This is a genomic window from Agromyces sp. NPDC029043 (assembly GCF_055564615.1).
In genome coordinates this window covers 162,524-187,015 of record NZ_JBVHVX010000001.1, presented here as the reverse complement: position 1 = coordinate 187,015, position 24,492 = coordinate 162,524, and the positions used below count along the sequence as shown (strand labels likewise).

Genomic DNA, 24,492 nt, shown 5'->3' with positions numbered 1-24,492 from the left:
CAGGGGGTGACGGATGCCGCGGCATCCGTCACCCCCTGAGTCGTTCACTCCTCGTGGTGCAGGTGGTCGCGGTGCTTGTCGGCCTGGTGCGCCGCGGTCGCCAGGTCGATCGGGCCCGTGACGGAGCGCTCGTCGACCCAGCACTCGATGCCCGTGACGTCGGGCAGCAGCGCGCGCGTGAACACGGGGTCGCGTCCCTGCCGGCGCTGGTGCGTGTAGTCGCGCAGCAGGCGGAACGCGACGCCCGAGAGCAGGGCGATCGCGATGAGGTTCACGAGCGCCATGAGGCCCATCATGCCGTCGGCGGTGTTCCAGACGAGGTCGGCGCCGGCGATCGAGCCGACGAAGATCGCCACCACCACGAGCGAGCGGTAGGTCGTGAGCAGCCAGGGCTTGGGCGAGATGAACTCGATGTTCGACTCGCCGTAGTAGTAGTTGCCGAGGATGGAGCTGAACGCGAGCAGGAACACGATGAGCGTGAGGAGCAGGCTCGCCCACGAGCCGAGGTTCGCGACCATCGCGGCCTGGGTCAGGCCGATGCCGCGCTCGGCGTTCGCGAGGTCGGGATTCGACACCAGGATGATGAACGCCGTGATCGAGCAGACGAGGAAGGTGTCGAAGTAGACGCCGAGGGTCTGCACGAGGCCCTGCTTGACCGGGTGGGTGACCGCCGCGCTCGCGCCGGCGTTCGGCGCGGAGCCGAGCCCCGCCTCGTTCGAGAACATGCCGCGCTTGACGCCGGTGAGGATGATCGTGCCGAGCGTGGCGCCGACGACCTCGTTGAACCCGAACGCCTCCGTGAAGATGGAGGCGAACACCTCGGGCAGGCGGGTGATGTTCAGGGCGACGATGACGAGGCCGACCACCAGGTAGATCAGCGCCATGAGCGGGACGACCGCCTGCGTGACGTGCGCGATGCGGCGCACGCCACCGAAGACGACGAGCCCGGTGAGCAGCGCGAGCACCGCGCCGACCATCCAGGCGATCCACTCGCCGCCTCCGTCGGGCGCGACGGCCCCGGTGAGCGAGGCGCTGATCGTGTTCGCCTGGAGCGACGAGAACGCGAACGGGAAGCACAGGATGAGGATGACCGCGAACAGGATCCCGGCCCACCTGGCCTTCAGGCCGCGCTCGATGTAGTACGCCGGACCGCCGCGGAACCCGTCCTTGTCGCGCACCTTGAAGAGCTGGCCGAGGCTCGACTCCACGAACGCCGAGGCGCCGCCGACGAACGCCATGAGCCACATCCAGAACACGGCGCCGGGCCCGCCGATCGCGATCGCCGTGCCGACACCCGCGATGTTGCCGACGCCGACTCGCGATGCCGCCGAGATGGTGAACGCCTGGAACGCCGACACCGACTGCGGACGGCCGCTCTCATCACGTGGCGTCTTGTCGGTGAGCGTACGGAACATCTCCGGGATCAGCCGGAACTGCACGACGCCCGAGCGCAGAGTGAAGTAGAGGCCGAGCACCACCACGACGGGCAGCACGATCCAGGTCCAGAGGGTGTCGCCCGCGGCGAGCACGAGGTCGTTGACGGCGTCCATCCGGCCAGCATGGCAGCAGAGCCGAGCGGGACTCGGCAACCACGCGGTCGGATGCGCGACCCGGGCTGGAGCGGGGCGGCCGCGCGGATGACCCGACGCCGCGTCATCCGCTACGCTTGAGTGTTCCGCCGACGAGGGGACGCGGAAGAAGAGCTGAATAGAGGAGGCCGGAATGGACATCGACCTCAGCGTGCTCCGCATGATGGAGCGCGAGAAGGAGATCCCGTTCGACGAACTGGTGCAGATCATCGAGCAGGCGATCCTGATGGCCTACCTCAAGCACACCAACCCCTCGCAGCACGGTCACGCGAACCCCAAGGGCGCCCGCGCGCACCTCGACCGCAAGACCGGTCACGTCTCGATCTACGTCCCGGAGTACGACGAGAACGGCGACGTCATCGGCGAGGCCGAGGACAGCCCGAGCGACTTCGGGCGCATCGCGGCGTTCGCCGCCAAGCAGGTCATCAACCAGCGCCTGCGCGACCTCGCCGACGACGCCGTGCTCGGCGAGTTCCGCGGGCGCGAGGGCGACATCGTCGCGGGCGTCATCCAGCAGGGGCCGAATCCGCGGATGGTGCACATCGACCTGGGCGCCGTCGAGGCGATCCTCCCGCCCGAGGAGCAGGTGCCGGGCGAGGAGTACCCGCACGGCCAGCGCATCCGCGTGTACGTCACGAGCGTCGCCAAGGGCGCGAAGGGCCCCTCGATCACGGTGTCGCGCACCCATCCCGCGCTCGTGCGCAAGCTGTTCGCGCTCGAGGTGCCCGAGATCGCCTCGGGCGTCGTCGAGATCGTCTCGCTCGCCCGCGAGGCGGGTCACCGCACCAAGATCGCGGTGCGCGCGAACCAGCCGGGCGTGAACGCCAAGGGCGCCTGCATCGGCGAGCTCGGACAGCGCGTGCGCGCCGTGACCTCCGAGCTCGGCAACGAGAAGATCGACATCGTCGACTGGAATGAGGACCTCGCGACGTTCGTCGCCAGCGCCCTCTCGCCGGCCAAGGTCACCAGCGCCTACGTCATCGACGAGAACACGCGTGCCGTGCGCGCGCTCGTGCCCGACTACCAGCTCTCGCTCGCGATCGGCAAGGAGGGTCAGAACGCGCGCCTCGCCGCCAAGCTCACGGGAGCGAAGATCGACATCCAGCCCGACTCGATCCTCGACCAGGCGTGAGGCCGGCCCGGGCCCCGCTAGGGCGGTGCGGCGGGGCGTCCGGGCCGGAGGTGTAGGATGGAACCCGTCAGAACGTGCATCGGATGCCGTTCGCGCGCTCCGCGGTCCTCGCTTCTGAGGGTCGTCGCCCAGCAATCCCGAGTCCTCGCCGATGAATCGGCGGTGCTCGACGGGCGTGGCGCATGGCTGCATCCGACGCTCGAGTGCTTCCGACTCGCCCAGCGACGGCGCGCCTTCGGGCGCGCACTCCGCGTGCAGGGCGAGCTGGACACATCCGATCTGGAAAAAAGGTTGAACGGCTAATGGACAACTCATGAGCGGCTCGAAATGAGACCCGTCCGCCATTGATGGTCCCCCTGTTTCGGGGCGGACCCGGAACAGGAGAGAAGTGGCTGCCAAACCACGCGTACACGAGATCGCCAGCGAGCTCGGCGTCGACAGCAAGGTCGCGCTCGAGAAGCTGAAGGAGATGGGCGAATACGTCAAGGGCCCGTCGTCCTCGATCGAACCCCCCGTCGCACGACGCCTTCGTGCCGCCCTCGAGGCGGCCGGCGGTGCGGCGAAGGCCGCCGAGGCACCCAAGCCCGCGGCCGCGAAGCCGGGCCCCAAGCCCGGACCGAAGCCTCCGGCCCCCGCGCCGGCGACGCCGGCCGACGCTCCCATGAGCGTCGCCGAGCGCCAGGCGCAGGCCGAGCAGAAGGCCGCCCAGGCGGCCGCCGAGAAGGCGTCCGCCGGCACCTCGGAGCAGCCCGCGCCGGCGGCGCCCGCCGCGCCCAAGCCCGCGGCCGCCGGCCCCAAGCCCGGCGACGTCGCTCGTCCCGCCGGTCCCAAGCCCGGCCAGGCCATCCCGCGTCCCGCGCCGCGACCCGGTGCGCCGCGACCCGGCAACAACCCCTACTCGAGCTCGCAGGGCATGGGGCAGCGCCCCGGCCAGCCGCGCCCGGGCAACAACCCGTTCGCCAGCTCGCAGGGCATGGGCCAGCGCCCGAGCCCGGGCAACATCCCGCGGCCCCAGCCGCCGCGTCCCGGCGCCCCGCGTCCGGGTGCGCCGCGTCCGGCCGGCGCGGGCGGTCGCCCCGGCGGCGGCGGCTTCCAGCGCCCCGGCGGCGGTGGCGGCGGTCCCCGTCCCGGCGGTGCCGGCGGCGGCTTCCGTCCCGGTGGTGCGCCTGGCGGCGGCTTCGGCGGCCCGCGTCCCGCGGGCGGCGGCGGCCGTGGTCGCGGCCCCGGCGGCGGCACGGCCGGCGCGTTCGGCCGTGGTGGCGGCAAGAGCAAGGCCCGCAAGTCGAAGCGCACGAAGCGGCAGGAATTCGAGATGCGGGAGGCCCCGTCGCTGGGCGGCGTGAGCGTTCCCCGCGGCGACGGCAACACCGTCATCCGACTGCGTCGCGGTGCCTCGATCTCCGACTTCGCCGACAAGATCGACGCGAACCCCGGTTCGCTCGTCACGGTGCTGTTCCACCTCGGTGAGATGGCCACCGCGACCGAGTCGCTCGACGAGGCGACGTTCGAGGTGCTCGGCGCCGAGCTCGGCTACAAGATCCAGGTCGTCTCGCCCGAAGACGAGGACCGCGAGCTCCTCGAGGGCTTCGACATCGACCTCGACCAGGAGCTCGAGGACGAGACCGACGAAGACCTCCAGGCCCGTCCGCCGGTCGTGACCGTCATGGGCCACGTCGACCACGGTAAGACGCGACTGCTCGACGCCATCCGCAACGCGAACGTGGTCGCGGGCGAGGCCGGCGGCATCACGCAGCACATCGGTGCGTACCAGGTGCACACCGAGCACGAGGGCATCGACCGGGCGATCACCTTCATCGACACCCCGGGTCACGAGGCGTTCACCGCCATGCGTGCCCGCGGTGCGCAGGTCACCGACATCGCGATCCTCGTCGTCGCGGCCGACGACGGCATCATGCCGCAGACGATCGAGGCGCTGAACCACGCCCAGTCGGCCAACGTGCCGATCGTGGTCGCGGTGAACAAGATCGACAAGCCCGACGCCAACCCCGGCAAGGTGCGCCAGCAGCTCACCGAGTTCGGCCTGGTCGCCGAGGAGTACGGCGGCGACGTCATGTTCGTCGACGTGTCGGCACGCGAGAACATCGGCATCCAGGAGCTGCTCGACGCGGTGCTCCTCACCGCCGACGCCGGGCTCGACCTGCGCGCGAACCCCGACAAGGATGCGCGCGGCGTCGCCATCGAGGCCAAGCTCGACAAGGGCCGCGGCGCCGTGGCGACCGTGCTCATCCAGTCGGGCACGCTCCGCGTCGGCGACGCGATCGTCGCCGGCACGGCGTACGGCCGAGTCCGGGCGATGAGCGACGAGAACGGCGAGCCCGTGGCCGCCGCGACGCCGTCGCGCCCGGTGCAGGTGCAGGGTCTCTCGAGCGTCCCGCGCGCCGGCGACACCTTCCTCGTCACCGAGGAGGACCGCACGGCCCGCCAGATCGCCGAGAAGCGCGAGGCCGCCGAGCGCAACGCGCAGCTGGCGAAGGCCCGCAAGCGCATCTCGCTCGAGGACTTCACGCGTGCGCTCGAGGAGGGCAAGGTCGAGGCGCTCAACCTCATCATCAAGGGCGACGTGTCGGGTGCCGTCGAGGCGCTCGAGGAGTCGCTCATGAAGATCGAGGTCGACGAGTCGGTGCAGCTGCGCATCCTCCACCGCGGTGTGGGTGCCGTCACCGAGAGCGACATCGACCTGGCGACGATCGACAACGCGATCGTGATCGGCTTCAACGTGCGACCCGATGTGAAGGCGCGCGAGCGCGCCGCCCGCGAGGGCGTCGACGTGCGCTTCTACAACGTCATCTACAACGCGATCGACGACATCGAGGCCTCGCTCAAGGGCATGCTCAAGCCCGAGTACGAAGAGGTCCAGTCGGGTGTCGCCGAGATCCGCGAGGTGTTCCGCTCCTCCAAGTTCGGCAACATCGCCGGTGTCATCGTGCGGTCGGGAACGATTACGCGCAACGCCAAGGCACGCGTCATCCGCGATGGCGTCGTCGTCGGCGACAACCTCGCGATCGAGTCGCTGCGCCGGTTCAAGGACGACGTCACCGAGGTCCGCACGGACTTCGAGGCGGGCATCGGCCTCGGCAAGTACAACGACATCCAGGTCGGCGACGAGATCGAGACCATCGAGATGCGCGAGAAGCCGCGGGCGTAGCAGCCACGGCACGGGGCCCCGTTCGTCCACCGCGATGAGCGGGGCCCCGACGCCTCACACACCACGGAAAGGCAGGCCACCATGGCCGATCCGCAGCGGGCCAGGAAGCTGGCCGACCGCATCAAGGAGATCGTCGCGCGGCGCCTCGACAAGGGCCTGCGCGACCCGCGGCTCGGGTTCGTGACGATCACCGACGTCCGCGTGACGGGCGACCTGCAGCACGCGAGCATCTTCTACACCGTCTACGGTACCGACGAGGAGCGGCGCGACTCCGCGCTCGCCCTGCAGGCCGCGACGGGCATGCTGCGCAGCGAGGTGGGTCGCAACATCACGGCCCGACTCACGCCGAGCCTCGAGTTCATCGCCGACGCGATCCCCGAGAACGCACAGCACATCGAGGAGCTCCTGCGCGAGGCGCGCCAACGCGACGCCGAGACCTCCGCGGTCGCCGCGACCGCGGAGTACGCCGGCGACGCCGACCCGTACGTCAAGCCGCGCGAGGCCGAGGAGGCCGAGGCCGAGTCCGACGAGGCCGAGCGGGCCTGAACCCCGCCGGGCTCGCGGTCGGCGCGGGCAAAGCTATCCGACCGGCCGCGCCGGGCCGCGCCCGAGCAGGGCGTCGGCGGCCTCCGCCATGCGTGCGCGCAGCGCGGCGATGAACGCGAGCGCCGTCGGCTGGCGCAGCGCCTCGGGCCGGCAGACGAGCCAGTACGGCAGCCGTTCCTCGACTTCGTCGGGCAGCAGCCTGACGAGGTCGTCGTGCGCGTCGGCGAGGAACGCGGGCAGGAGGCCGTAGCCGGCTCCGGCCCGCGTCGCCTCGACGTGCACGTACACGTTGGTGCTCGCCACGGCGTCGACCATGCCGCGCGTCGAGCGCCGCGCCTCGTCGAGCGCATCGACCTGCAGCATCGACTCGATGAAGTACACGAGCGGGGCGCCCTCGAGGTCGGTCATCGAGCGCGGCACGCCGTTCCGCTCCAGCAGGCTCCGGCTCGCGTAGAGGCCCAGCACGTAGTCGCCGAGGTGGATCGCCTCCGCGCGCTGCACGTGCGGACGACCGACGACGACCTCCAGGTCGACGCCCACCCGCTGCTGGGCAGCCCGGCGCTGGGCCGTCACGATCTCGAGCGAGACATCCGGATGCCGCTCCCGCAGCGCCGCCATCGCGGGCGCCGCGATGAACCCGCTGAAGCCGTCGGTGGCCGAGAGGCGCACGATGCCCGCCAAGGCGGGCGCGCCGTCGGGGGAGAGTCGGCGCAGTGCGCGCTCGACGTCCTCCGCGGCGGCGAGGGCGTGCTCGCCGAGCGGGGTGAGCACCCACCCGGCCGCGCCGCGGGCGAGCACGCGCCCGCCGAGCGACTGCTCGAGCGCCTCGACGCGACGCGCGATCGTGGTGTGATTCAGGCCGAGCCGCTCGGCGGCGCTCGTATAGCGGCCCTCACGGGCGACGGCCAGCAGCACGATCAGGTCGTCCGCGCTCGGGGCGCGGCGGGGCGGGGTCGGCGACACGATGTGCAGTTTCGCACATCGCAGTCGCACATCTCGCCATTGGAATGCAGAAGGATGCACGACAGACTCGGGCGTTGACGCGAGAGCGTCCGACATCCCCCTACGTCGAATTCCATGCAAAGGAGCATCGAATGACCCAGGCATCCGTCCGGGAGACGACCGCGGCCTCCGAGACCTCGGGGCTCCGCCGCGTCGTCACCGCGTCGATGGCCGGCACCGTCGTCGAGTGGTACGAGTTCTTCCTCTACGCCTCGGCCGCGACCCTCGTGTTCGGCACGGTCTTCTTCCCGCCGTCCGACGACCCGTACGCGGGCATCATCGCCGCGTTCCTGACCTACGCGGTCGGCTTCATCGCTCGCCCGCTCGGCGGGATCGTCTTCGGGCACCTGGGCGACAAGTACGGGCGCAAGAAGCTGCTGCAGTTCAGCATCATCCTGATCGGCGTCGCGACGTTCCTGATCGGCTGCCTGCCGACGTACGCGCAGATCGGCCTGCTCGCGCCGGCGCTGCTCGTGCTGCTGCGCTTCCTCCAGGGCTTCGCGCTCGGCGGGGAGTGGGGCGGTGCCGTGCTGCTGGTCGCGGAGCACAGCCCGTCGAAGAGCCGCGGCTTCTGGGCCAGCTGGCCGCAGGCGGCCGTCCCGGTCGGCAACCTCCTCGCCACGCTGGTGCTGTTCGTGCTGTCGTCCACGCTCTCCGACGAGGCGTTCCTCAGCTGGGGCTGGCGCGTGGCCTTCTGGCTCTCGGCCGTGATCGTGCTCATCGGCTGGTACATCCGCACCAAGGTCACCGACGCGCCGATCTTCCTCGAGATGCAGGCCGAGCGCGAGTCGGCCAAGGCCACCAGCTACGGCGTGCTCGAGGTCATCAAGCGCTACCCGCGCGGCGTCGTCACCGCCATGGGCCTGCGCGTCGCCGAGAACATCCTCTACTACGTGGTCGTCACGTTCTCGATCGTCTACCTCACGCAGGTCGTGCAGGAGGGCACCGCGAACACGCTGCTCATCCTCGTCGGCGCCCACGCCGTGCACTTCGCCGTCATCCCGGTCGCCGGTCGCCTCTCCGACCGCCTCGGACGCAAGCCCGTGTACGCGGCCGGCGCGATCCTCGGCGCCACCTGGGCCTTCTTCGCGTTCCCGCTCATGGACACGGCGAACCCGTTCGTGATCTGGCTCGCGATCGCCCTCGGCCTGGTCTTCCACGCGCTCATGTACGCGGCGCAGCCGGCCATCATGGCCGAGATGTTCCCGACGCGGATGCGCTACTCGGGCGTCTCGCTCGGCTACCAGGTCACGTCGATCTTCGCGGGCTCGCTCGCTCCCATCATCGCCACGAGCCTGCTCGGAGAGTTCGGCTCGAGCGTGCCGATCGCGATCTACGTCGCGGTCGCGTGCGTGATCACCCTCGTCGCCGTGGCCGCGGCGCGGGAGACGCGCGGCCTCGACCTCCGCGCCGTCGACGAGGCCGACCGCGAGCGGGCTGCGGCCGACGCGACCGCGAGCTGAGCACGACGGCATGACGGATGCCCCGGGGCGATCGGCCCCGGGGCATCCCCGTGCCTGTCGTCGGCCCGCCGGCCGGGAGTACTGTGTCCCCTGAGCGGCGGGGGAAGACCGTGTCCTGCCGGGGAGGAGTGGGCATGTCGAACGCGTCGCCACCGGTCATCCTCGTGGTCGAGCACGACCCCGAGGCGCGGTCCTCGATCGTCGCGGAGCTCTCGCGTCGCTACGCGTCCGACTACCGTATCGACGAGGCGACCGACGAGCTCGACGCCGCCCGGCGCATCGAGGCGCTCGCCGACGCAGGCGGCCTGCTCGCGCTCCTGCTCGCCGACCGGGCGGGCGAGGTCGAGGGCCGGTCGGTGTTCGCGGTCGCGCGGCGGGCCTTCCCCGACGTGCGCCGCGGGCGCCTCATCGAGTGGGGCCAGTGGGGCGACGCCGCCGTGCGCGCCGAGATCCTCTCGCTCATGGCCGCGGGCGAGCTGGAGTACTACGTCATCCGGCCGTGGCACTCGCCCGACGAGTACTTCCACCGCACGATCACGGAGTTCCTGCTCGAGTGGGAGCGTTCGATCGGCCTGCGGCCCCGCGAGGTCGCCGTGGTCGGCCGCGAGGGATCGCCCCGGACGCACGAGATCCGCAGCCTGCTCGCCAGGGGCGGCGTGCCGCACGAGTGGCTCGATCCGGCGTCGGATGCCGCGCGGGAACGGCTTGCTCGGGCGGGCATCACCGACGTGCCGGATGAACCGGTCGTGCTGCTGCTGGACGGCCGCGCCCTTCGCGACCCCGACAACGCCACGCTCGCGGCCGCGTACGGGTTGACGACGGCGCTCGACGCCGGCGGCGTGGCCGATGTCGTGGTCGTCGGCGCCGGCCCGGGCGGGCTCGCCGCCGCGGTGTACGCCGCGTCGGAGGGGCTCGACGTGCTCGTCATCGAGCGCGAGTCGATCGGCGGGCAGGCGGGGTCGAGCTCGCTGATCCGCAACTACCTCGGGTTCTCGCGGGGCATCTCCGGGTCCGAGCTCGCTCAGCGCGCCTACCAGCAGGCCTGGGTGTTCGGCGCGCGCTTCGCGCACGCGCGCGAGGCCACGGGCATCGAGCGGCGCGACGGGGGATTCGTGGTGGGCGTGGCTCCCGGCGACGAGATCCGGTGCCGGTCGGTCGTGCTCGCGACCGGCGTGTCGTACCGGCGGATCGACGTGCCGGAGCTCGAGCGGTTCGAGGGCGCCGGCGTGTTCTACGGCGCCTCCGCCATCGAGGCGCAGGGCATGGCGGGCAAGCCCGTGTTCGTGGTCGGCGGCGGCAACTCCGCGGGGCAGGCCGCGTTGCACCTGGCGCGGTACGCGTCATCCGTCACGCTGCTCGTCCGAGGAGCCGGCCTCGCCGAGAGCATGTCGCAGTACCTCATCGACCAGCTCGACGCCCAGGGCGTCGTCGTGCGCACGGCGTCCGAGGTGGTCGGGGGCGGCGGCGAGGATTCGCTCGAGCGCATCCTCGTGCGCGATCGCGGAACGGGCGTGGTGCGCGAAGAGGCCTGCCGCGGCCTGTTCGTGCTGATCGGCGCGTCGCCCCGGACCGATTGGCTGCCGCCGGAGATCCTGCGCGACCGCTGGGGCTACGTGCTGACCGGCCCCGCGGTGGTCGAGGAGGGCGGGCGCCGGGCGTGGCCGCTCGAGCGGGCGCCCTTCCCGCACGAGACGAGCGTGCCCGGCGTGTTCGCGGTGGGCGACGCGCGTCGCGACTCGGTCAAGCGCGTCGCGTCGGCCGTCGGCGAGGGGTCGGTCGTGGTGTCGTCGGTGCACCGCCACCTCGCCGACTCGGAGGCCGCCGCCGGGACCGCGGCCGGCACCGGGTCCGGGTCCGCGCGATGAGCGAGATCGCGCCGGGAACGGGCCCGGTGGCCCCGCCGCCGGCCCGGGGTTCCACGGCGCTCGTGGTCGTGGCGCTGGCGCTGCCGATGATCGGGCTCGCGATGCTCATCCTGCGCCCGGTGCTCGACCTCGAATGGGAGCATCAGCCGACGCACTTCTGGCTCGTGCTGGCGGTGGGCGCGATCAACGCGGCGCTCGCCTGGGCGGTCGGCGCGGCGGCCCGGCTGCGCCGGGATGCGCGACTGGTGCTCGTGTCGCTGTCGTTCCTGGCCGCGGCGGGCTTCCTCGCGCTGCACGCGCTCGCGACGCCGGGCGTGCTGCTCGCCGAGAGCAACACCGGGTTCGCGCTCGCGACGCCCGCCGGCCTCACGGTCGCCGCGGTGTTCGCGGCGTGGTCGAGCCTCGACCTCGACGGCGAGCGCGGCGCGAGGGTGGTGCGGCTCGCGCCCTGGCTCGTCGGCGGACTGGTCGCGCTCATGCTGCTCTGGGGGCTCGTGTCGCTGCTGCGGCTCGGTCCGCTCGACGCGGCCGCGCCGCCCGAGCGCACGACCGTGCCGTTCGCCGTGCTCGCCACGATCGGGCTCGCCTGCTACGCGTTCGCGGTCGTGCGGTACCTGCGGATGCCGCGGCACGCCGCATCGCCGCTCCCGCTGGCCTTCGCCGCCGCCTTCGCGCTCCTCGCCGAGGCCGAGATCGCGGTGGTCGTCGGCCGGAACTGGCACCTGTCGTGGTGGGAGTGGCACGTGCTCATGCTCGCCGCATTCGTGATCATCGCGATCGCGGCGCAGCGATCGTGGCGTGAGGAGCGCTGGGCCGGCCTGTACACGCGCGACACGGCGGCGGGCGAACGCGACGTCTCGGTGCTGTTCGCCGACCTCGCGGGGTTCACGCGCTTCTCGGAGTCGCACGAGCCGGCCGAGGTGACGGCGATGCTCAACACGTACTTCACCGACGCGATCCCGCCGCTCGTCGAGCGCTTCGGCGGCCGCATCGACCGGCTGATCGGCGATGCCGTCATGGCCGTGTTCGAATCGGATGCCGCGTCGGACGCCTCACACGCCCACCGCGCCGCGGGCGCGGCGCTCGCGTTGCAGCAGGCCACGGGCGCGGTCGCGGCGGCGCACCCGGACTGGCCGCGCTTCCGCGTCGGGGTGAACTCCGGGCGCGCGAACGTGGGGATCCTCGGCACCGGCGGAGGTCGGACGTACACCGTCATCGGCGACACGGTGAACGTGGCGTCGCGCATCGAGCACCGCGCGCCGGTCGGCGGCGTCGCGATCGCGGCCGGCACGCGGGATCGGCTCGGGGCGACGGCCATCACCGAGCCCCTCGGCGAGCTCGAGGTCGCGGGGCGTGCGGCACCCGTGGAGGCGCACCTGCTCGTGGGTCTCGTGGGCTCCGCCGGGTGAGCACGGCCGGCCGCTACGCGTCGGGCAGCGCGTAGCCTCCCTCGGAGACGACGGCGAGCCCGTCGGCGACGAGTCCGTCGAGTGCCCGCGCGAGCCGGGGGTCGTCGGCGAGCACGCGAGCGAGCTCCTCACGCGCGACGGGGTGGTGGGCCGTGCGGAGCTCGCGCATGACCATGCCCCGCGCCTGGCGGTCGCTGCCCTCGAATCGCGCCTGCCGGGTACGGCGGGGCCCGTCGTACTCGGGGTAGCCGGCGGCGCGCCACGCGCACCGATCGGCGATGGGGCACGCGTCGCATCGGGGTGCGCGAGCGGTGCACACCGTCGCGCCGAGCTCCATTGCGCCCGCGTTGAACCGGTGCGCCGCCTCGCGGTCCTCCGGAAGCAGCGCCTCCATCGAGGCGAGGTCGCGCACGGTCGCGGGCGGCCCGGCCTCGGCGTTCCCGTCGACGGCACGCGCGATGACCCGGCGCGTGTTGGTGTCGACGACGGGGTGCCGGTCGCCGAACGCGAACGCGGCGATGGCGCGCGCGGTGTACGGCCCGATGCCCTGGAGCGCGAGGAGGGCATCGAGGTCGCGGGGCACCTCGCCGCCGTGCCGCTCGACGATTTCGGTCGCGGCACGGTGCAGCCAAAGCGCACGCCTCGGGTAGCCGAGGCGGTCCCACGCGCGCACGGCCTCGGACGGCGGCTCGGCCGCGAGGGCCGCCGGCGTCGGCCAACGCCGCACCCATTCCTCCCAGCGCGGCTGCACCCGGCTGACCTGCGTCTGCTGCAGCATGAACTCGCTGACGAGCACCGCCCACGGCGACACGTCGGCCGCCCGCCACGGCAGCGGACGCGCCGCATCGGCGAACCATTCGACCACAGCCGGCGCGATCCCGTCGCGGACCTCGACGTGCACTGGCATCCGCCCAGCCTATTCGGACCCATCGACCCGGACGCCCGTCCGGCCTACGCTCGGATCATGCGACTGGTCACGACCCCGCGTACGACCTTCCTCCGCGAAACGGCCGACGAGCTGCTGTCGCGCACCGGGCGGGGCCGCGTGATCGTCGCGATCGACGGCCCGGTCCGCAGCGGCAAGACGCAGCTCGGCGACGACCTGGCCGACGTGCTCCGCGAGCGCGACCTCGACGTGTTCCGCGCGAGCGTCGAGGACTTCCACCGCTCGCGGGAGGCGCAGGCCGACTATGGACCCGACACGCCGGCCCGCTACTACGGCTACGGCATCGACGAGTCGGCGCTGAAGCGCACGCTCGTCGAGCCGTTCCGGATGGCGGGGTCCACGGCGTTCGTGACGCGCGCGTTCGACCTCGCCCGCGATGCCTGGATCGAGCCGAAGTGGCGCACCGGTCCGGCCGACGCCATCCTCGTGCTCGACGGCCGCTTCCTGCTGCGCGAACGGCTGCGCGACCTCTGGGACTTCGCGATCGCCGTCGACGGCGACCCGCTGGATGCCGCCGACCGCGTCGCCTATGCGACATCCGACCCGCGAGACGTCGCCTCGATCGTCGTCGACCTCGCCGACCCGGCGCACCCGCGCCGCAGCGCCGCCTGAGCGCGGTCGACCGTCTCGCCGTCAGCGCCGGAGCACCGCCAGCACGCGCTCGGCGGGCAGGTGCGCTCGGGTGCGCTCGACCTCGTGCACGAGCTCGGTGAGGGCGCGGTTGACCGGCGCCGTGAGCCCCGCGCGTGCCGCCTCGCGCACCACGGCGCCGTTCAGGAAGTCGATCTCGGTGGGCTGCCCGCGCCGCAGGCTCTGCTGCGTCGAGCCGAGGTTGGGGACGTCACCCATGCGCACTCGCATCGACCAGGGGAGCAGCTGGCCGAGCCCCAGCGGCAGTCGGGCGAAGAACCGCAGCCGCCGGTCGCCGAGGCCCTGCAACGACCCGAAGCGGATGCCGCGGGCCACGCCCACCCGGACCGTCTCGCGCATCGACGCGGCCACGACGCGCCGCAGGCCGCGATCGTCCACGACCTCCTGCACGCTCCGGCCGACGATGGCCGGGACGGCGTTCAGCATGTTGACGACGAGCTTGGTCCACTGCGCGCCGCGGAAGCCCGCGATCGCGACGACCGGCACCGCCTCGGAGAGCAGCGCGGCCACGCGCCGCACCTCGTCGTCGGGCTCGCCGTCGCCGCGGCCCAGGTAGCTGGCCGCGGTCGTCGTGACCCGCACGGCGCCGTGCTCGGTGTAGTTCGCCGCGATGATCGAGAGCATCCCCATGCACGACGAGGCGGGCAGGATCCGCTCGGCGGTCGCGACGCCGTCGAGCCCGTTCTGCACGACGACCACCGGCACGCCGTCGATGAGGGCCGCATTCGCGGCGAGGGCCTCCGCGGCATCCTGCGCCTTGGTGCACACGAGCACGAGGTCGGGGCGCACCGCCAGCCGCTCGCCCGCCGCGGGCCGCGCGTGCGCGTCGCCGTATCCGCCCGAGAGCCGGATGCCGCCCTCGCGGATCGCCGCGAGGCCGGCGCCGCGCGCGGTGACCTCGACCTCGTGGCCGGCCCGTGCGAGGAGCGCCGCGAACGTCCCGCCGAGCGCGCCCGCGCCGATGATGCCGATCCTCACCGAACCAGCGTAGGCCGCCGGAGGGTGCCATCCGCTCGCGCTGTTAGCCTGTACGGCGTGAACAGCGGCATCCTCCTCGTCGACAAGCCGCAGGGGATGACCAGCCACGACGTGGTCGCACGCATCCGCCGTCTCGCGGGGACGCGCAAGGTCGGGCACGCCGGCACCCTCGACCCGATGGCGACGGGCCTGCTGCTGCTCGGCGTCGAGTCGTCCACCCGCCTGCTGCACCACCTCGTCGGCCTCGACAAGGAGTACCTCGCGACCGTGCGGCTCGGCTGGGCCACCACGACCGACGACGTCGAGGGCGAGCCCCTCGACGCGGCCCCGCCCGAGGCGGTCGCCGCGATCACGCGCGAGGCCGTCCTCGAGCCGATGGCGCGCCTCACGGGCACCATCGAGCAGGTGCCGAGCGCGGTGAGCGCCGTCAAGGTCGACGGCAGGCGCGCATACCAGCGGGTCCGCGCGGGCGAGGCCGTCGAGCTCGCCGCGCGCACCGTCACGGTGTCGGCGTTCGACCTGCTCGACGTCCGGCAGGGCGACGGATGGCTCGACCTCGACGTGCGCGTCGCGTGCTCGTCGGGCACGTACGTGCGAGCGCTCGCACGCGACCTCGGCGCCGACCTCGGCGTCGGCGGCCACCTCACGGCGCTCCGCCGCACCCGGATCGGCCGCTTCGACGTCGCCGAGGCCGGCGCACTCGAGGGACTCGACGTCGCCGCCGCCCGGGTGGGCCCCGCGGAGGCCGCCCGACGGGCGCTGCCCGCCGTCGCGGTCGACGCCGCCGCCGTGCGCGACCTGCGGCACGGCAAGCGGGTGGATGCGCCTGCGGCTGCCGTCGAGGCCGCCGCCGGAACCCCGATCGCCGCGATCGGACCGGGCGACGTGCTCGTCGCGATCGTCGAGCGGCGCGGGCCGCAGCTCAAGGTGGTCACCGGGTTCCCGGCCGAGGAGGGCGCATGATCGAGTGGTTCGCGTGGACGCAGGTCGCGGTCGCGGTGGTCGCCGGGCTGCTCTGCGTCGTGCTCGGCTTCGCCGGGCGCGTGCCGAACGACCTCGTGCTCGGCTCGCTGGCGCTCGTCGAGGTGCTGCTCGTGGTCCAGGTGGTCGTCGCGCTCGTCGCGCCCGCGGCCGGCAACCCGCCGACCGGCAGCCTGCTCGAGTTCTGGGTCTACCTCGTGAGCGCCGTGCTGCTGCCACCGGCCGCCGCGTTCTGGGCGCTCGTCGACCGCGGTCGCTGGGCGACGGTGGTGTGCGGCGTGGCCGCGCTCGCCGTCGCGGTCATGGTGTACCGGATGCTCCAGATATGGACGGTGCAGCAGGCGTGATACGGCTTCTGGGAGAATCGACGGACATGAGCACGCCCACATCCGAACCGACCCGAACGACGCGTCCCGGGCGCCTGAGCGGCGTCGGCCGCGTGCTCGTCGCCGTCTACGGGGTCCTCGCGCTCGCCGCGACCGGCCGCTCGCTCGTGCAGATCGTCGAGAAGTTCGACGAGGCGCCGCTCGCGTACTCGCTCTCGGCGCTCGCCGCGGTCGTCTACATCGTCGCGACCATCGCCCTCGTGCGACCGGGCCGCACCTGGTATCGCATCGCGTGGGCGACCATCGTGTTCGAGTTCACGGGCGTCGTCGTGATCGGCGCGCTCAGCGTCATCCGCCCCGACCTGTTCCCGCACGACACGGTGTGGTCGGGCTTCGGGCGCGGGTACCTGTTCATCCCGCTCGTGCTGCCGCTGCTCGGCATGTGGTGGCTCGCCCGGCACCGGCCCGCTCCGGCCGATGCGGGCGGCATGGCCGGCGCGGCCGGTGCCGGCGACGCGGCCGTCGCGCCCGATGCGCGCGAGGGTGCCGCGTGAGGACCTTCACGGGGATAGAGGCGGTGCCGGCCGGCTTCGGGCCCTCCGCCGTCACGATCGGCAAGTTCGACGGAGTCCACCAGGGTCACCGTGCGGTCATCGCGAAGCTGCGCGAGATCGCCGAGGCCCGCCGGCTCGAGGCGGTCGCCATCACCTTCGACCGGCATCCCGCGGCGTTCCACGCCCCCGACCGGTGCCCGCCGCAGCTGGTCAGCACGCGGCAGAAGCTCGAGCTGCTCGCCACGACCGGGCTCGACGCGACCGTGCTGCTGCACTACGACGCCGGCCTCGCGTCGAACACGGCCGACGCCTTCGTGCGGCGCTACCTGGTCGAGGCGCTCGGCGCGCGCGTGCTGCTCGTCGGCCACGACTTCCGGTACGGCGCCGGGAACGAGGGCGACGTCGACCTCCTGCGACGCCAGGGCGAGGAGCTCGGCTTCGAGGTCGTCGTCGTCGAGGATGTGGTGCCCGAGGGCGGGCGACGCGTGTCGTCGACGTGGATCCGGGAGCTGCTCGACGCCGGCGACGTCGAGCACGCAGCCGAGCTGCTCGGCCACGTCCCGACCGTGAGCGGACTCGTCGTGCACGGTGCCAAGCGCGGTCGCGAACTCGGCTACCCGACGGCGAACCTCGCGCCCGACGCCGACGGGTTCATCCCCGGCGACGGCGTGTACGCGGGGTGGCTCGTCGACGGCGGCGTGCGGTACCCGGCGGCGATCTCGGTCGGGAACAACCCGACGTTCGAGGGCGTGCCGCGCAAGCAGGTCGAGGCGTACGTGCTCGACCGCGACCTCGACCTGTACGACCACATGGTGGCGGTCGAGTTCGCGAACCGGATCCGCGGCATGGAGAAGTTCGAGGGCATCGAGCCGCTCATCGCCCAGATGGCCCGCGACGTCGAGCGGGCCCGCGAGCTCGTCGGCTGAGCCCGAGCGCGCCTAGCCTCGCGACGCGGGGCCTGCGGCCTCGCCGGGCCCGGGCGGGTGCGGCGCGACCGAGCCGATCCCGGTGAGGAAGCGGAGCAGCCCGGCGGCCGTGTCGACGAGCGGGGCGCCGTGCCCGAACTCCCACCCGGCATCGGTCGCCCGCAGCGTGTGGCCCGAGATGACCGCTCGGATCTCGGTGGGCGCTGCCGCGGCGCGGCGCAGCGCCACGGCGCCCGACGCGACCGGCGACATGGGCACGTCGACGGATGCCGCATCGCCCACGAGCAGCGCGGCCACCACCACGTCGTCGAGCTCGACGACGCCTGTCGGGCGCCCGCGATCGCGGACGGCCCGCGCCCTGGCCTCGAGGGCGTCGGCCGCCTCGGCAGGACCGGAGAGCTTCGGCAGCTCGGCGAGGCGGCGCGCCTCGCCGCCGCGCACGAGGCGCTCGGCCGCATCGAGCGCACGGCGCGTGCGGGTGCGGTCGAACCCCTGCACGAGCTCGGCGACCACGTCGGCCACGCGCCATCCGGACCGCGTGGTCTGCGCCGACCACAGCTCGCCGCCGGTGCGCAGCACGCGCGCGAGCCCCGTCAGCACGTCGGCCGTCTCGGCGCGCCGGTCGGCCGTGACGCCCGACTCGTCGACGTCGGGCCGGCGGCTGAGCGGCAGGTAGCGGGAGAGGTCGGCCACGCGACCAGCCTAGACTTCGCAGGTGACGACCGAGCCCGCTCGCCCGCTCTGGACCGGACGAGCCCTCGCGCTCGTCGGGATCGTGCTCGTCGCGTTCACGCTGCGCACCGCGGTGGCCTCGCTCTCGCCCATCCTCGACCGGGTCGAGGAGGAGATCCCGCTGTCGACCGCCTTCGTGGGCCTGCTCGGCATGCTGCCGCCGCTCTGCTACGCGGTGTTCGGCATCCTCACGCCGGTCGTCTCGCGCCGGGCCGGACTCGAGCCGCTGCTGCTCGGCGCGCTCGTCGCGCTCGCGATCGGCCTCGCCGGGCGCGGCCTCGCCCCGTCGGCGGGATGGCTGCTGGCCGCGAGCGCACTCACGTTCGCGGCGGTCGGCGTCGGCAACGTGCTGCTGCCGCCGCTCGTCAAGCGCTACTTCCCCGACCGGGTGGGGCAGCTGACGAGCCTGTACGTCACGGCGCTGGGAGTGAGCACCTTCGTGCCGCCGCTCGTCGCGGTGCCGGTCGCGGAGGAGGCGGGGTGGCGCGCGTCGCTGGCGATGTGGGCGGTGTTCGCGGTGCTCGCGCTCGTGCCGTGGGCGGCGCTGCTGCTGCATCCGCGACGCACCGACCCGGCCGAGCTGCCCGAGGAGGCGGAGCCCGGGATGCTGCGGCGCGCCGTGCGGTCACCGCTGGCGTGGTCGTTGGCGCTCGTGTTCTCCGTGCCCGGATTCAACGCGTACGCGATCTTCGCCTGGCTCCCCGCGATGCTCGCCGACACCGCGGGCACCTCGCCGGCCGAGGCGGGCGCCCTGCTCGCCCTGTACGCGGCGGTCGGCGTGCCCGCCGCGTTCGTCGTGCCCGTCATCGCCGAGCGGCACGGTCGCATCCGCACGCTCATCGCCGTGGGCGTGGCCTCCCTCGTGCTCGGCTACCTCGGGCTGCTGATCGTGCCGGGTACGGCGACCTGGGTGTGGGTCGCGCTCGCCGGCACGGGCCCACTGCTCTTCCCGCTCTCGCTCGTACTCGTCAACCTGCGGACGAGGACGCACGCCGGGGCGGTCGCGCTCAGCGGATTCACGCAGTCGGCCGGGTACCTCATCGTGGCGGTCGCGCCGCTGGCGGTCGGCCTGCTGCACGAGTGGACCGGCGGGTGGACCGCCCCGCTGCTGCTCCTGCTCGCGTCGGCGATCCCCGCGGCGATCGCCGGGCTCGTCGTGGCGCGACCCGCCCACCTCGAGGACGAGCGGTGCGGCTGAAGGCGCAGCGCAGCGGCATCCCGCCCCTGTCGCGCCGGGCGTCGTCGCCCTAGACTGCGCGCATGGAGGGCGTGCTGGTGCTCGCCGAGGAAGCGAGCGGATCGGGCGGACCCAACCTCTGGGGCGCATTGGGCTGCGCCCTCGCCTACGCCGCGGCGCTGTTCGCGACGGTCGACGCCTTCGCCGACCTGCTGCTGACCCAGGCCGACACCCCCGACGGGCGGCTCAGCCCCGCCCTCCGGCTGAAGGCGGGCTCGAAGATCTCGGCGGGCGCCATCGCCGCCGTCTCGGCGGGCATCGTGCTCGCGCTCGACGACAACTGGTTCGCCTTCACCGCGCTGACGATCGCATTCGTCGTCCTCGTCGGATTGAGCGCGCTCGTGCTCGTCCGCCAGCGTGCGCTGGTCGCGCGGTGGGCGGCCGAGCAGTCCGAGCGTCGGGTCGCCTGATCGGTTCACCCGAGTGCGCGCACCGGTGCGCCGTACGTCCACCCGTTGCTCATATGAGCAGAAGTGCCTGCGCATGTTGCCGCCGTCACCGTGCGTGCCTACGCTGGATACGTCGGAAGGGGGCCAATGGACGAGACCGACGAACTCCTCTCGATCCGGGCTGCGGAGCTCTACTACGAAGAGAACAAGACGCAGGACGAGATCGGCCAGGCGCTCCGGCTCACCCGCTGGAAGGTCGGGCGCCTGCTCGCGCAGGCCAAGCAGCGCGGCTTCATCCGGATCGAGATCCTGCATCCGCGAGCCCGTCGCCTGCCGATCGAGCGCCGGCTCCGCGAGGAGCGCGGGCTCGACGACGCGATCGTCGTCTCCTCGGCCGGCGTGGTCTCGCCCGACGAGCTGCAGTCCCGTACCGCCCAGGCCGCGGCCGACTACCTCACGGCGCTCCGCCCCGTGCCGCGCACCCTCGGCGTGAGCTGGGGACGCACCCTGTTCGAGATCTCGCAGCACCTGCGCAACGGCTGGGCCACTGGCGTCAACGTCGTGCAGATCAACGGCGGAGTCAGCCTCAACCGGCGTCCCGGCACTGCGGCGGCCACCGCCGTCGCGATGGCGCAGAAGGGGGGCGGCAGCGCCACCCTGCTGCCGAGCCCCGCCATCCTCGAGCACCTCGCCACCAAGCAGGCGATCGAGTCCGACCGCGTCGTCGCCGGCGTCATCGACCTCGCCCGGTCGGCCGACGCCTACCTGTTCAGCGCCGGGCCCGCCGATCACACGTCCGTGCACATCGAGAGCGGCTACCTCACCGACGCCGACGTCGACCTCCTCGTGCAGAAGGGCGCCGTGGGCGACGTCGTCGGCCGCTACATCGACTCCGACGGCAACATCGTCGACCCCGCGCTCGACGCGCGCACGGTCGGGCTGACGCTCGACGACCTGCGGGCCGGGCAGCTGCGCATCGCGGTGATCGCCGGCCGCGCCAAGCACGCCGTCGCCGACGCCGTCGTGCGCTCCAGCCTCTGCTCGGTGCTCGTCACCGACGAGGCCACCGCACTCCACCTCCTCGACGGCTGATCCGCCGACACACGAAAGCCAGGTCACCACCCATGTCAGGCACCTCCCTCGTCACCGCGCGCGAGCGCGCGCTCGCCGTGCTGGGCGGCGAGCCCGACGACGCCACGCTGCGGCGATACCTCCACGGCATCGCCGGCGTCGACGCCGTCGGCCTCGAGCAGCGCGCCGCCGCGCTCGGCACCCGGTCCATCAAGACCACGTCGAAGCAGTGGGCCCTCGACCGCATCATCTCGCTGGTCGACCTGACGACCCTCGAGGGAGCCGACACGCCCGGCAAGGTGCGCTCGCTCGTCGCCAAGGCCGTGAACCCCGACCCGACGGATGCCTCGACCCCGCGCGTCGCGGCCGTGTGCGTCTACGGCGACATGGTCCCGTACGCGGTCGACGCGCTCGGCCCGCTCCACGGCGACCCCGACGACGGGCGGATCTCGGTGGCCGCCGTGGCCACGGCGTTCCCCTCGGGGCGCTCGTCGCTCGAGATCAAGCTCGCCGACACCGCCGACGCCGTCGCGGCCGGCGCCGACGAGATCGACATGGTCATCGACCGCGGCGCGTTCCTCGCGGGCCGCTACGGCCTGGTGTTCGACCAGATCGCCGCGGTCAAGGAGGCGTGCCGCCGGCCCGACGGCACGAGCGCCTCCCTCAAGGTGATCCTCGAGACCGGCGAGCTCGTGACCTACGACAACGTCCGCCGCGCGTCGTGGCTGTCCATCCTCGCCGGGGGCGACTTCATCAAGACCTCCACGGGCAAGGTGCAGCCGGCCGCGACCCTCCCGGTGACCCTGCTCATGCTCGAGGTGGTGCGCGACTGGCATCGCATGACCGGCCAGCGCATCGGCGTGAAGCCGGCCGGCGGCATCCGCGCATCCAAGGACGCCATCAAGTACCTCGTCACCGTCGCCGAGACCGTCGGCGAGGAGTGGCTGGTGCCGCACCTGTTCCGATTCGGCGCCTCGAGCCTGCTCAACGACGTGCTGCTGCAGCGCCAGAAGCTGGCGACCGGGCACTACTCCGGCCCCGACTACGTGACGATCGACTAGAACGAGAGCACCGAACACCATGAGCTTCCTCGAATACGCCCCCGCACCCGAGTCGCGGGCGATCCTGTCGCTCCGCGACAGCTACGGCCTGTTCATCGACGGCGAGTTCGTCGACGGCCGCGGCACCCCCTTCCAGAGCATCTCCCCGGCGACCGAGGAGCGCATCGCGATGATCGCGAGCGCGAACGCCGCCGACGTCGACGACGCCGTCGCGGCCGCGCGCCGCGCGTACGCCAACGTGTGGTCCCGCATGCCGGGCCGCGACCGCGGCAAGTACCTCTTCCGCATCGCGCGGCTCGTCCAGGAGCGGGCGCGCGAGCTCGCGGTCGCCGAGGCGCTCGACAACGGCAAGCCCATCAAGGAGGCCCGCGACGTCGACGTGCCGCTCGTCGCCGCGTGGTTCTTCTACTACGCGGGGTGGGCCGACAAGCTCGACTACGCCGGCCTCGGCGCCGATCCGCGCTCGCTGGGCGTGGCCGCGCAGGTGATCCCGTGGAACTTCCCGCTGCTCATGCTCGCCTGGAAGATCGCGCCGGCGCTCGCCGCGGGCAACACCGTGGTGCTCAAGCCCGCCGAGACCACGCCGCTCACGGCGCTGATCTTCGCCGAGATCGTCCAGCAGGCCGACCTGCCGCCCGGCGTCGTCAACATCATCACGGGCGCGGGCGACACGGGCGCTGCGCTCGTCGCGCACGACGGCGTCGACAAGGTGGCGTTCACCGGCTCGACCGCGGTCGGCCGGGCGATCGCGAAGCAGGTCGCCGGCACCGACAAGAAGGTCACGCTCGAGCTCGGCGGCAAGGCCGCGAACATCGTCTTCGACGACGCACCCATCGACCAGGCCATCGAGGGCATCGTCAACGGCATCTTCTTCAACCAGGGGCACGTGTGCTGCGCGGGCTCGCGACTGCTGGTGCAGGAGTCCATCCACGACGAGGTCGTCGAGCGGCTGAAGGACCGCCTCTCGACGCTCCGCCTCGGCGACCCGCTCGACAAGAACACCGACATCGGCGCGATCAACTCGGCCGAGCAGCTCGCGCGCATCACCGAGCTGTCCCAGGCCGGCGTCGACGAGGGCGCCGAGCGCTGGAGCGTGCCGTGCGAGATCCCCGAGAACGGGTTCTGGTACGCCCCGACGATCTTCACCAACGTGCAGACCTCCCACCGCGTCGCGCGCGAGGAGATCTTCGGGCCGGTGCTCTCGGTGCTCACGTTCCGCACGCCGCAGGAGGCGATCGCCAAGGCGAACAACACCCCGTACGGCCTCTCGGCGGGCATCTGGACCGACAAGGGCAGCAGAATCCTCGCGGTCGCCGACCAGCTTCGCGCCGGCGTGATCTGGGCGAACACGTTCAACCGGTTCGACCCTGCGAGCCCGTTCGGCGGCTACAAGGAGTCGGGCTACGGGCGCGAGGGCGGCCGGCACGGACTCGGCGCGTACCTCGCGCCGGCGAGTTCCGCTGCGGGTCGAGGAGTCGCGCAGCGCCGTCTCCAGGCCGCCGCCGCGGCATCCGCCGACGAGAAGCCGGCCCGCCGCGCCCGCCGAACCGCCCGCCCTGCGAAGAAGGGAGCCGCGCAGTGAGCCGCCTCGCCGTGCCCAAGACGTACAAGCTGTTCATCGGCGGCGCGTTCCCGCGCAGCGAGTCCGGCCGCACGTACGAGGTCGTGAAGGCCGACGGCAGTTTCCTCGCCAATGCCGCGAAGGCCTCGCGCAAGGATGCCCGCGACGCGGTCGTCGCCGCGCGCGCCGCCGTCGGCGGCTGGGCCCAGGCGACCGCCTACAACCGCGGTCAGGTGCTGTATCGCATCGCCGAGCTGCTCGAGGGCCGCCGCGCCCAGTTCGTCGCCGAGATCGAGGATGCCGAGGGCGTCTCGCGTGCGCAGGCGATGGTGCAGGTCGACGAGGCCATCGACCGGTGGGTCTGGTACGCCGGCTGGACCGACAAGTTCGCGCAGGTCGCCGGGGGCGCCAACCCGGTGGCCGGCCCGTACTTCAACATCTCGGTGCCCGAGCCGACCGGCGTCGTCGCGATCATCGCTCCCCAGGAGTCCTCGCTCCTCGGCCTGGTCTCGGCGATCGCACCGGCGCTCGTCGCCGGCAACTCGGTGATCGTGGTCGCGAGCGAGCGGTACCCGCTGTCCGCGATCTCCCTCGCCGAGGTGCTCGCCACGAGTGATGTGCCCAAGGGCGTCGTCAACGTGCTGACCGGGTCGCCCGCCGAGATCGCGCCGTGGCTCGCGAGCCACGCCGACGTGAACGCGCTCGACCTCGTCGGCGCCGGCGCGCTCGACTGGATCGACCTCGAGCTCGCGGCCGCCGACACGCTGAAGCGCGTGCTTCGTCCCGAGCAGGGCCCGGATGCCGCGGCCCCGACGCTCGACCGCATCTCGGCGTTCACCGAGACGAAGACGGTCTGGCACACCAAGAGCCTGCGCTGACCGGCCGGGCGCGCTCGGGGCATTCACAG

23 protein-coding genes are annotated in these 24,492 nt (G+C 72.8%); 18 read left to right on the top strand and 5 right to left on the bottom strand.

The features are described 5' to 3' along the window. Positions 1 to 44 precede the first annotated feature (44 nt). Positions 45 to 1,550, bottom strand: a complete 1,506-nt coding sequence (locus tag ACZ4TW_RS00875) for an alanine/glycine:cation symporter family protein (protein ID WP_465539242.1) — start codon at positions 1,548 to 1,550, stop codon at positions 45 to 47. A 172-nt stretch (positions 1,551 to 1,722) separates the two neighbouring features. On the opposite strand from ACZ4TW_RS00875, the gene nusA reads away from it, so the two are divergent. From nusA to rbfA, 4 genes are all read left to right on the top strand, one after another. Next, positions 1,723 to 2,721, top strand: a complete 999-nt coding sequence (gene nusA / locus ACZ4TW_RS00870) for a transcription termination factor NusA (protein WP_465539240.1) — start codon at positions 1,723 to 1,725, stop codon at positions 2,719 to 2,721. A gap of 57 nt (positions 2,722 to 2,778) precedes the next feature. After that, complete coding sequence (locus tag ACZ4TW_RS00865) at positions 2,779 to 3,024, top strand: YlxR family protein (RefSeq protein ID WP_376952336.1); 246 nt, start codon at positions 2,779 to 2,781, stop codon at positions 3,022 to 3,024. Between the two features lie 85 nt (positions 3,025 to 3,109). Beyond that, complete coding sequence (gene infB, locus ACZ4TW_RS00860) at positions 3,110 to 5,887, top strand: translation initiation factor IF-2 (RefSeq protein WP_465539238.1); 2,778 nt, start codon at positions 3,110 to 3,112, stop codon at positions 5,885 to 5,887. 81 nt (positions 5,888 to 5,968) lie between these two features. After that, on the top strand, positions 5,969 to 6,433 hold the full coding sequence (gene rbfA / locus ACZ4TW_RS00855) for a 30S ribosome-binding factor RbfA (protein ID WP_465539237.1): 465 nt from the start codon (positions 5,969 to 5,971) through the stop codon (positions 6,431 to 6,433). Positions 6,434 to 6,466: 33 nt separating this feature from the next. Here rbfA and ACZ4TW_RS00850 read toward each other — a convergent pair whose 3' ends face one another. Next, entirely contained in the window at positions 6,467 to 7,396 is a 930-nt protein-coding gene (locus ACZ4TW_RS00850) for a LysR family transcriptional regulator (protein ID WP_465539235.1), read from the bottom strand. Positions 7,397 to 7,527: 131 nt separating this feature from the next. Between ACZ4TW_RS00850 and ACZ4TW_RS00845 the strand changes: the two genes are divergently transcribed. From ACZ4TW_RS00845 to ACZ4TW_RS00835, 3 genes are all read left to right on the top strand, one after another. Then, positions 7,528 to 8,898, top strand: a complete 1,371-nt coding sequence (locus ACZ4TW_RS00845; protein WP_465539234.1) for an MFS transporter — start codon at positions 7,528 to 7,530, stop codon at positions 8,896 to 8,898. 134 nt (positions 8,899 to 9,032) lie between these two features. Continuing rightward, a complete protein-coding gene (locus ACZ4TW_RS00840) occupies positions 9,033 to 10,763 on the top strand; it encodes an NAD(P)/FAD-dependent oxidoreductase (RefSeq protein WP_465539232.1) in 1,731 nt (576 codons plus the stop codon). Continuing rightward, positions 10,760 to 12,172: an adenylate/guanylate cyclase domain-containing protein gene (locus ACZ4TW_RS00835; RefSeq protein WP_465539230.1), complete on the top strand. Its 1,413-nt coding sequence runs from the start codon at positions 10,760 to 10,762 to the stop codon at positions 12,170 to 12,172. Before ACZ4TW_RS00840 ends, ACZ4TW_RS00835 begins: the two co-directional genes overlap by 4 nt. A 13-nt stretch (positions 12,173 to 12,185) precedes the next feature. Here ACZ4TW_RS00835 and ACZ4TW_RS00830 read toward each other — a convergent pair whose 3' ends face one another. Next, entirely contained in the window at positions 12,186 to 13,079 is an 894-nt protein-coding gene (locus ACZ4TW_RS00830) for an HhH-GPD family protein (RefSeq protein WP_465539228.1), read from the bottom strand. Between the two features lie 57 nt (positions 13,080 to 13,136). Here ACZ4TW_RS00830 and ACZ4TW_RS00825 point away from each other — a divergent pair, with 57 nt between their 5' ends. After that, positions 13,137 to 13,730, top strand: coding sequence for a nucleoside/nucleotide kinase family protein (locus ACZ4TW_RS00825; protein WP_465539226.1), 594 nt, complete (start codon positions 13,137 to 13,139; stop codon positions 13,728 to 13,730). A 21-nt stretch (positions 13,731 to 13,751) separates the two neighbouring features. Here ACZ4TW_RS00825 and ACZ4TW_RS00820 read toward each other — a convergent pair whose 3' ends face one another. Then, a complete protein-coding gene (locus tag ACZ4TW_RS00820) occupies positions 13,752 to 14,747 on the bottom strand; it encodes a ketopantoate reductase family protein (protein WP_465539224.1) in 996 nt (331 codons plus the stop codon). 96 nt (positions 14,748 to 14,843) lie between these two features. Here ACZ4TW_RS00820 and truB point away from each other — a divergent pair, with 96 nt between their 5' ends. Genes truB through ACZ4TW_RS00800 form a run of 4 tightly spaced genes read left to right on the top strand, consistent with a single transcriptional unit; the run spans position 14,844 to position 17,534 of the window. Beyond that, the gene (gene truB, locus ACZ4TW_RS00815) at positions 14,844 to 15,710 is read left to right on the top strand and encodes a tRNA pseudouridine(55) synthase TruB (protein WP_465540233.1); all 867 of its coding nucleotides are present in this window, start codon (positions 14,844 to 14,846) and stop codon (positions 15,708 to 15,710) included. Continuing rightward, a complete protein-coding gene (locus ACZ4TW_RS00810) occupies positions 15,707 to 16,075 on the top strand; it encodes a hypothetical protein (RefSeq protein WP_465539223.1) in 369 nt (122 codons plus the stop codon). The genes truB and ACZ4TW_RS00810 overlap by 4 nt, the downstream gene beginning before the upstream one ends. 26 nt (positions 16,076 to 16,101) lie before the next feature. Beyond that, positions 16,102 to 16,608, top strand: a complete 507-nt coding sequence (locus ACZ4TW_RS00805) for a hypothetical protein (protein WP_465539221.1) — start codon at positions 16,102 to 16,104, stop codon at positions 16,606 to 16,608. Further along, a complete protein-coding gene (locus tag ACZ4TW_RS00800; RefSeq protein WP_465539219.1) occupies positions 16,605 to 17,534 on the top strand; it encodes a bifunctional riboflavin kinase/FAD synthetase in 930 nt (309 codons plus the stop codon). The genes ACZ4TW_RS00805 and ACZ4TW_RS00800 overlap by 4 nt, the downstream gene beginning before the upstream one ends. A gap of 12 nt (positions 17,535 to 17,546) precedes the next feature. Here ACZ4TW_RS00800 and ACZ4TW_RS00795 read toward each other — a convergent pair whose 3' ends face one another. After that, positions 17,547 to 18,227, bottom strand: a complete 681-nt coding sequence (locus ACZ4TW_RS00795) for a hypothetical protein (protein WP_465539217.1) — start codon at positions 18,225 to 18,227, stop codon at positions 17,547 to 17,549. 22 nt (positions 18,228 to 18,249) lie between these two features. On the opposite strand from ACZ4TW_RS00795, the gene ACZ4TW_RS00790 reads away from it, so the two are divergent. From ACZ4TW_RS00790 to ACZ4TW_RS00765, 6 genes are all read left to right on the top strand, one after another. Further along, positions 18,250 to 19,464: an MFS transporter gene (locus ACZ4TW_RS00790; protein ID WP_465539215.1), complete on the top strand. Its 1,215-nt coding sequence runs from the start codon at positions 18,250 to 18,252 to the stop codon at positions 19,462 to 19,464. 62 nt (positions 19,465 to 19,526) lie between these two features. Further along, positions 19,527 to 19,913: a hypothetical protein gene (locus tag ACZ4TW_RS00785; protein WP_465539213.1), complete on the top strand. Its 387-nt coding sequence runs from the start codon at positions 19,527 to 19,529 to the stop codon at positions 19,911 to 19,913. Between the two features lie 126 nt (positions 19,914 to 20,039). Then, on the top strand, positions 20,040 to 20,984 hold the full coding sequence (locus ACZ4TW_RS00780) for a sugar-binding transcriptional regulator (RefSeq protein ID WP_465539211.1): 945 nt from the start codon (positions 20,040 to 20,042) through the stop codon (positions 20,982 to 20,984). A 32-nt stretch (positions 20,985 to 21,016) separates the two neighbouring features. After that, entirely contained in the window at positions 21,017 to 22,024 is a 1,008-nt protein-coding gene (deoC, locus tag ACZ4TW_RS00775) for a deoxyribose-phosphate aldolase (protein ID WP_465539209.1), read from the top strand. A 19-nt stretch (positions 22,025 to 22,043) separates the two neighbouring features. Further along, positions 22,044 to 23,606 (top strand): aldehyde dehydrogenase family protein, encoded by a 1,563-nt coding sequence (locus ACZ4TW_RS00770; RefSeq protein WP_465539207.1) that lies wholly within the window; start codon positions 22,044 to 22,046, stop codon positions 23,604 to 23,606. Beyond that, the gene (locus tag ACZ4TW_RS00765) at positions 23,603 to 24,463 is read left to right on the top strand and encodes an aldehyde dehydrogenase family protein (RefSeq protein ID WP_465539205.1); all 861 of its coding nucleotides are present in this window, start codon (positions 23,603 to 23,605) and stop codon (positions 24,461 to 24,463) included. The genes ACZ4TW_RS00770 and ACZ4TW_RS00765 overlap by 4 nt, the downstream gene beginning before the upstream one ends. Positions 24,464 to 24,492: the final 29 nt, after the last annotated feature.

Bases quoted from the DNA above. Each gene is read 5' to 3' on its own strand.
- ACZ4TW_RS00845 (WP_465539234.1), top strand. From the start codon at position 7,528: ATGACCCAGGCATCCGTCCGGGAGACGACCGCGGCCTCCGAGACCTCG.
- nusA (WP_465539240.1), top strand. From the start codon at position 1,723: ATGGACATCGACCTCAGCGTGCTCCGCATGATGGAGCGCGAGAAGGAG.
- ACZ4TW_RS00865 (WP_376952336.1), top strand. From the start codon at position 2,779: ATGGAACCCGTCAGAACGTGCATCGGATGCCGTTCGCGCGCTCCGCGG.
- ACZ4TW_RS00785 (WP_465539213.1), top strand. From the start codon at position 19,527: ATGGAGGGCGTGCTGGTGCTCGCCGAGGAAGCGAGCGGATCGGGCGGA.
- ACZ4TW_RS00780 (WP_465539211.1), top strand. From the start codon at position 20,040: ATGGACGAGACCGACGAACTCCTCTCGATCCGGGCTGCGGAGCTCTAC.
- ACZ4TW_RS00835 (WP_465539230.1), top strand. From the start codon at position 10,760: ATGAGCGAGATCGCGCCGGGAACGGGCCCGGTGGCCCCGCCGCCGGCC.
- ACZ4TW_RS00810 (WP_465539223.1), top strand. From the start codon at position 15,707: ATGATCGAGTGGTTCGCGTGGACGCAGGTCGCGGTCGCGGTGGTCGCC.
- ACZ4TW_RS00875 (WP_465539242.1), bottom strand. From the start codon at position 1,550: ATGGACGCCGTCAACGACCTCGTGCTCGCCGCGGGCGACACCCTCTGG.
- ACZ4TW_RS00825 (WP_465539226.1), top strand. From the start codon at position 13,137: ATGCGACTGGTCACGACCCCGCGTACGACCTTCCTCCGCGAAACGGCC.
- rbfA (WP_465539237.1), top strand. From the start codon at position 5,969: ATGGCCGATCCGCAGCGGGCCAGGAAGCTGGCCGACCGCATCAAGGAG.
- ACZ4TW_RS00840 (WP_465539232.1), top strand. From the start codon at position 9,033: ATGTCGAACGCGTCGCCACCGGTCATCCTCGTGGTCGAGCACGACCCC.
- truB (WP_465540233.1), top strand. From the start codon at position 14,844: ATGACCAGCCACGACGTGGTCGCACGCATCCGCCGTCTCGCGGGGACG.
- ACZ4TW_RS00830 (WP_465539228.1), bottom strand. From the start codon at position 13,079: ATGCCAGTGCACGTCGAGGTCCGCGACGGGATCGCGCCGGCTGTGGTC.
- ACZ4TW_RS00770 (WP_465539207.1), top strand. From the start codon at position 22,044: ATGAGCTTCCTCGAATACGCCCCCGCACCCGAGTCGCGGGCGATCCTG.
- ACZ4TW_RS00805 (WP_465539221.1), top strand. From the start codon at position 16,102: ATGAGCACGCCCACATCCGAACCGACCCGAACGACGCGTCCCGGGCGC.
- deoC (WP_465539209.1), top strand. From the start codon at position 21,017: ATGTCAGGCACCTCCCTCGTCACCGCGCGCGAGCGCGCGCTCGCCGTG.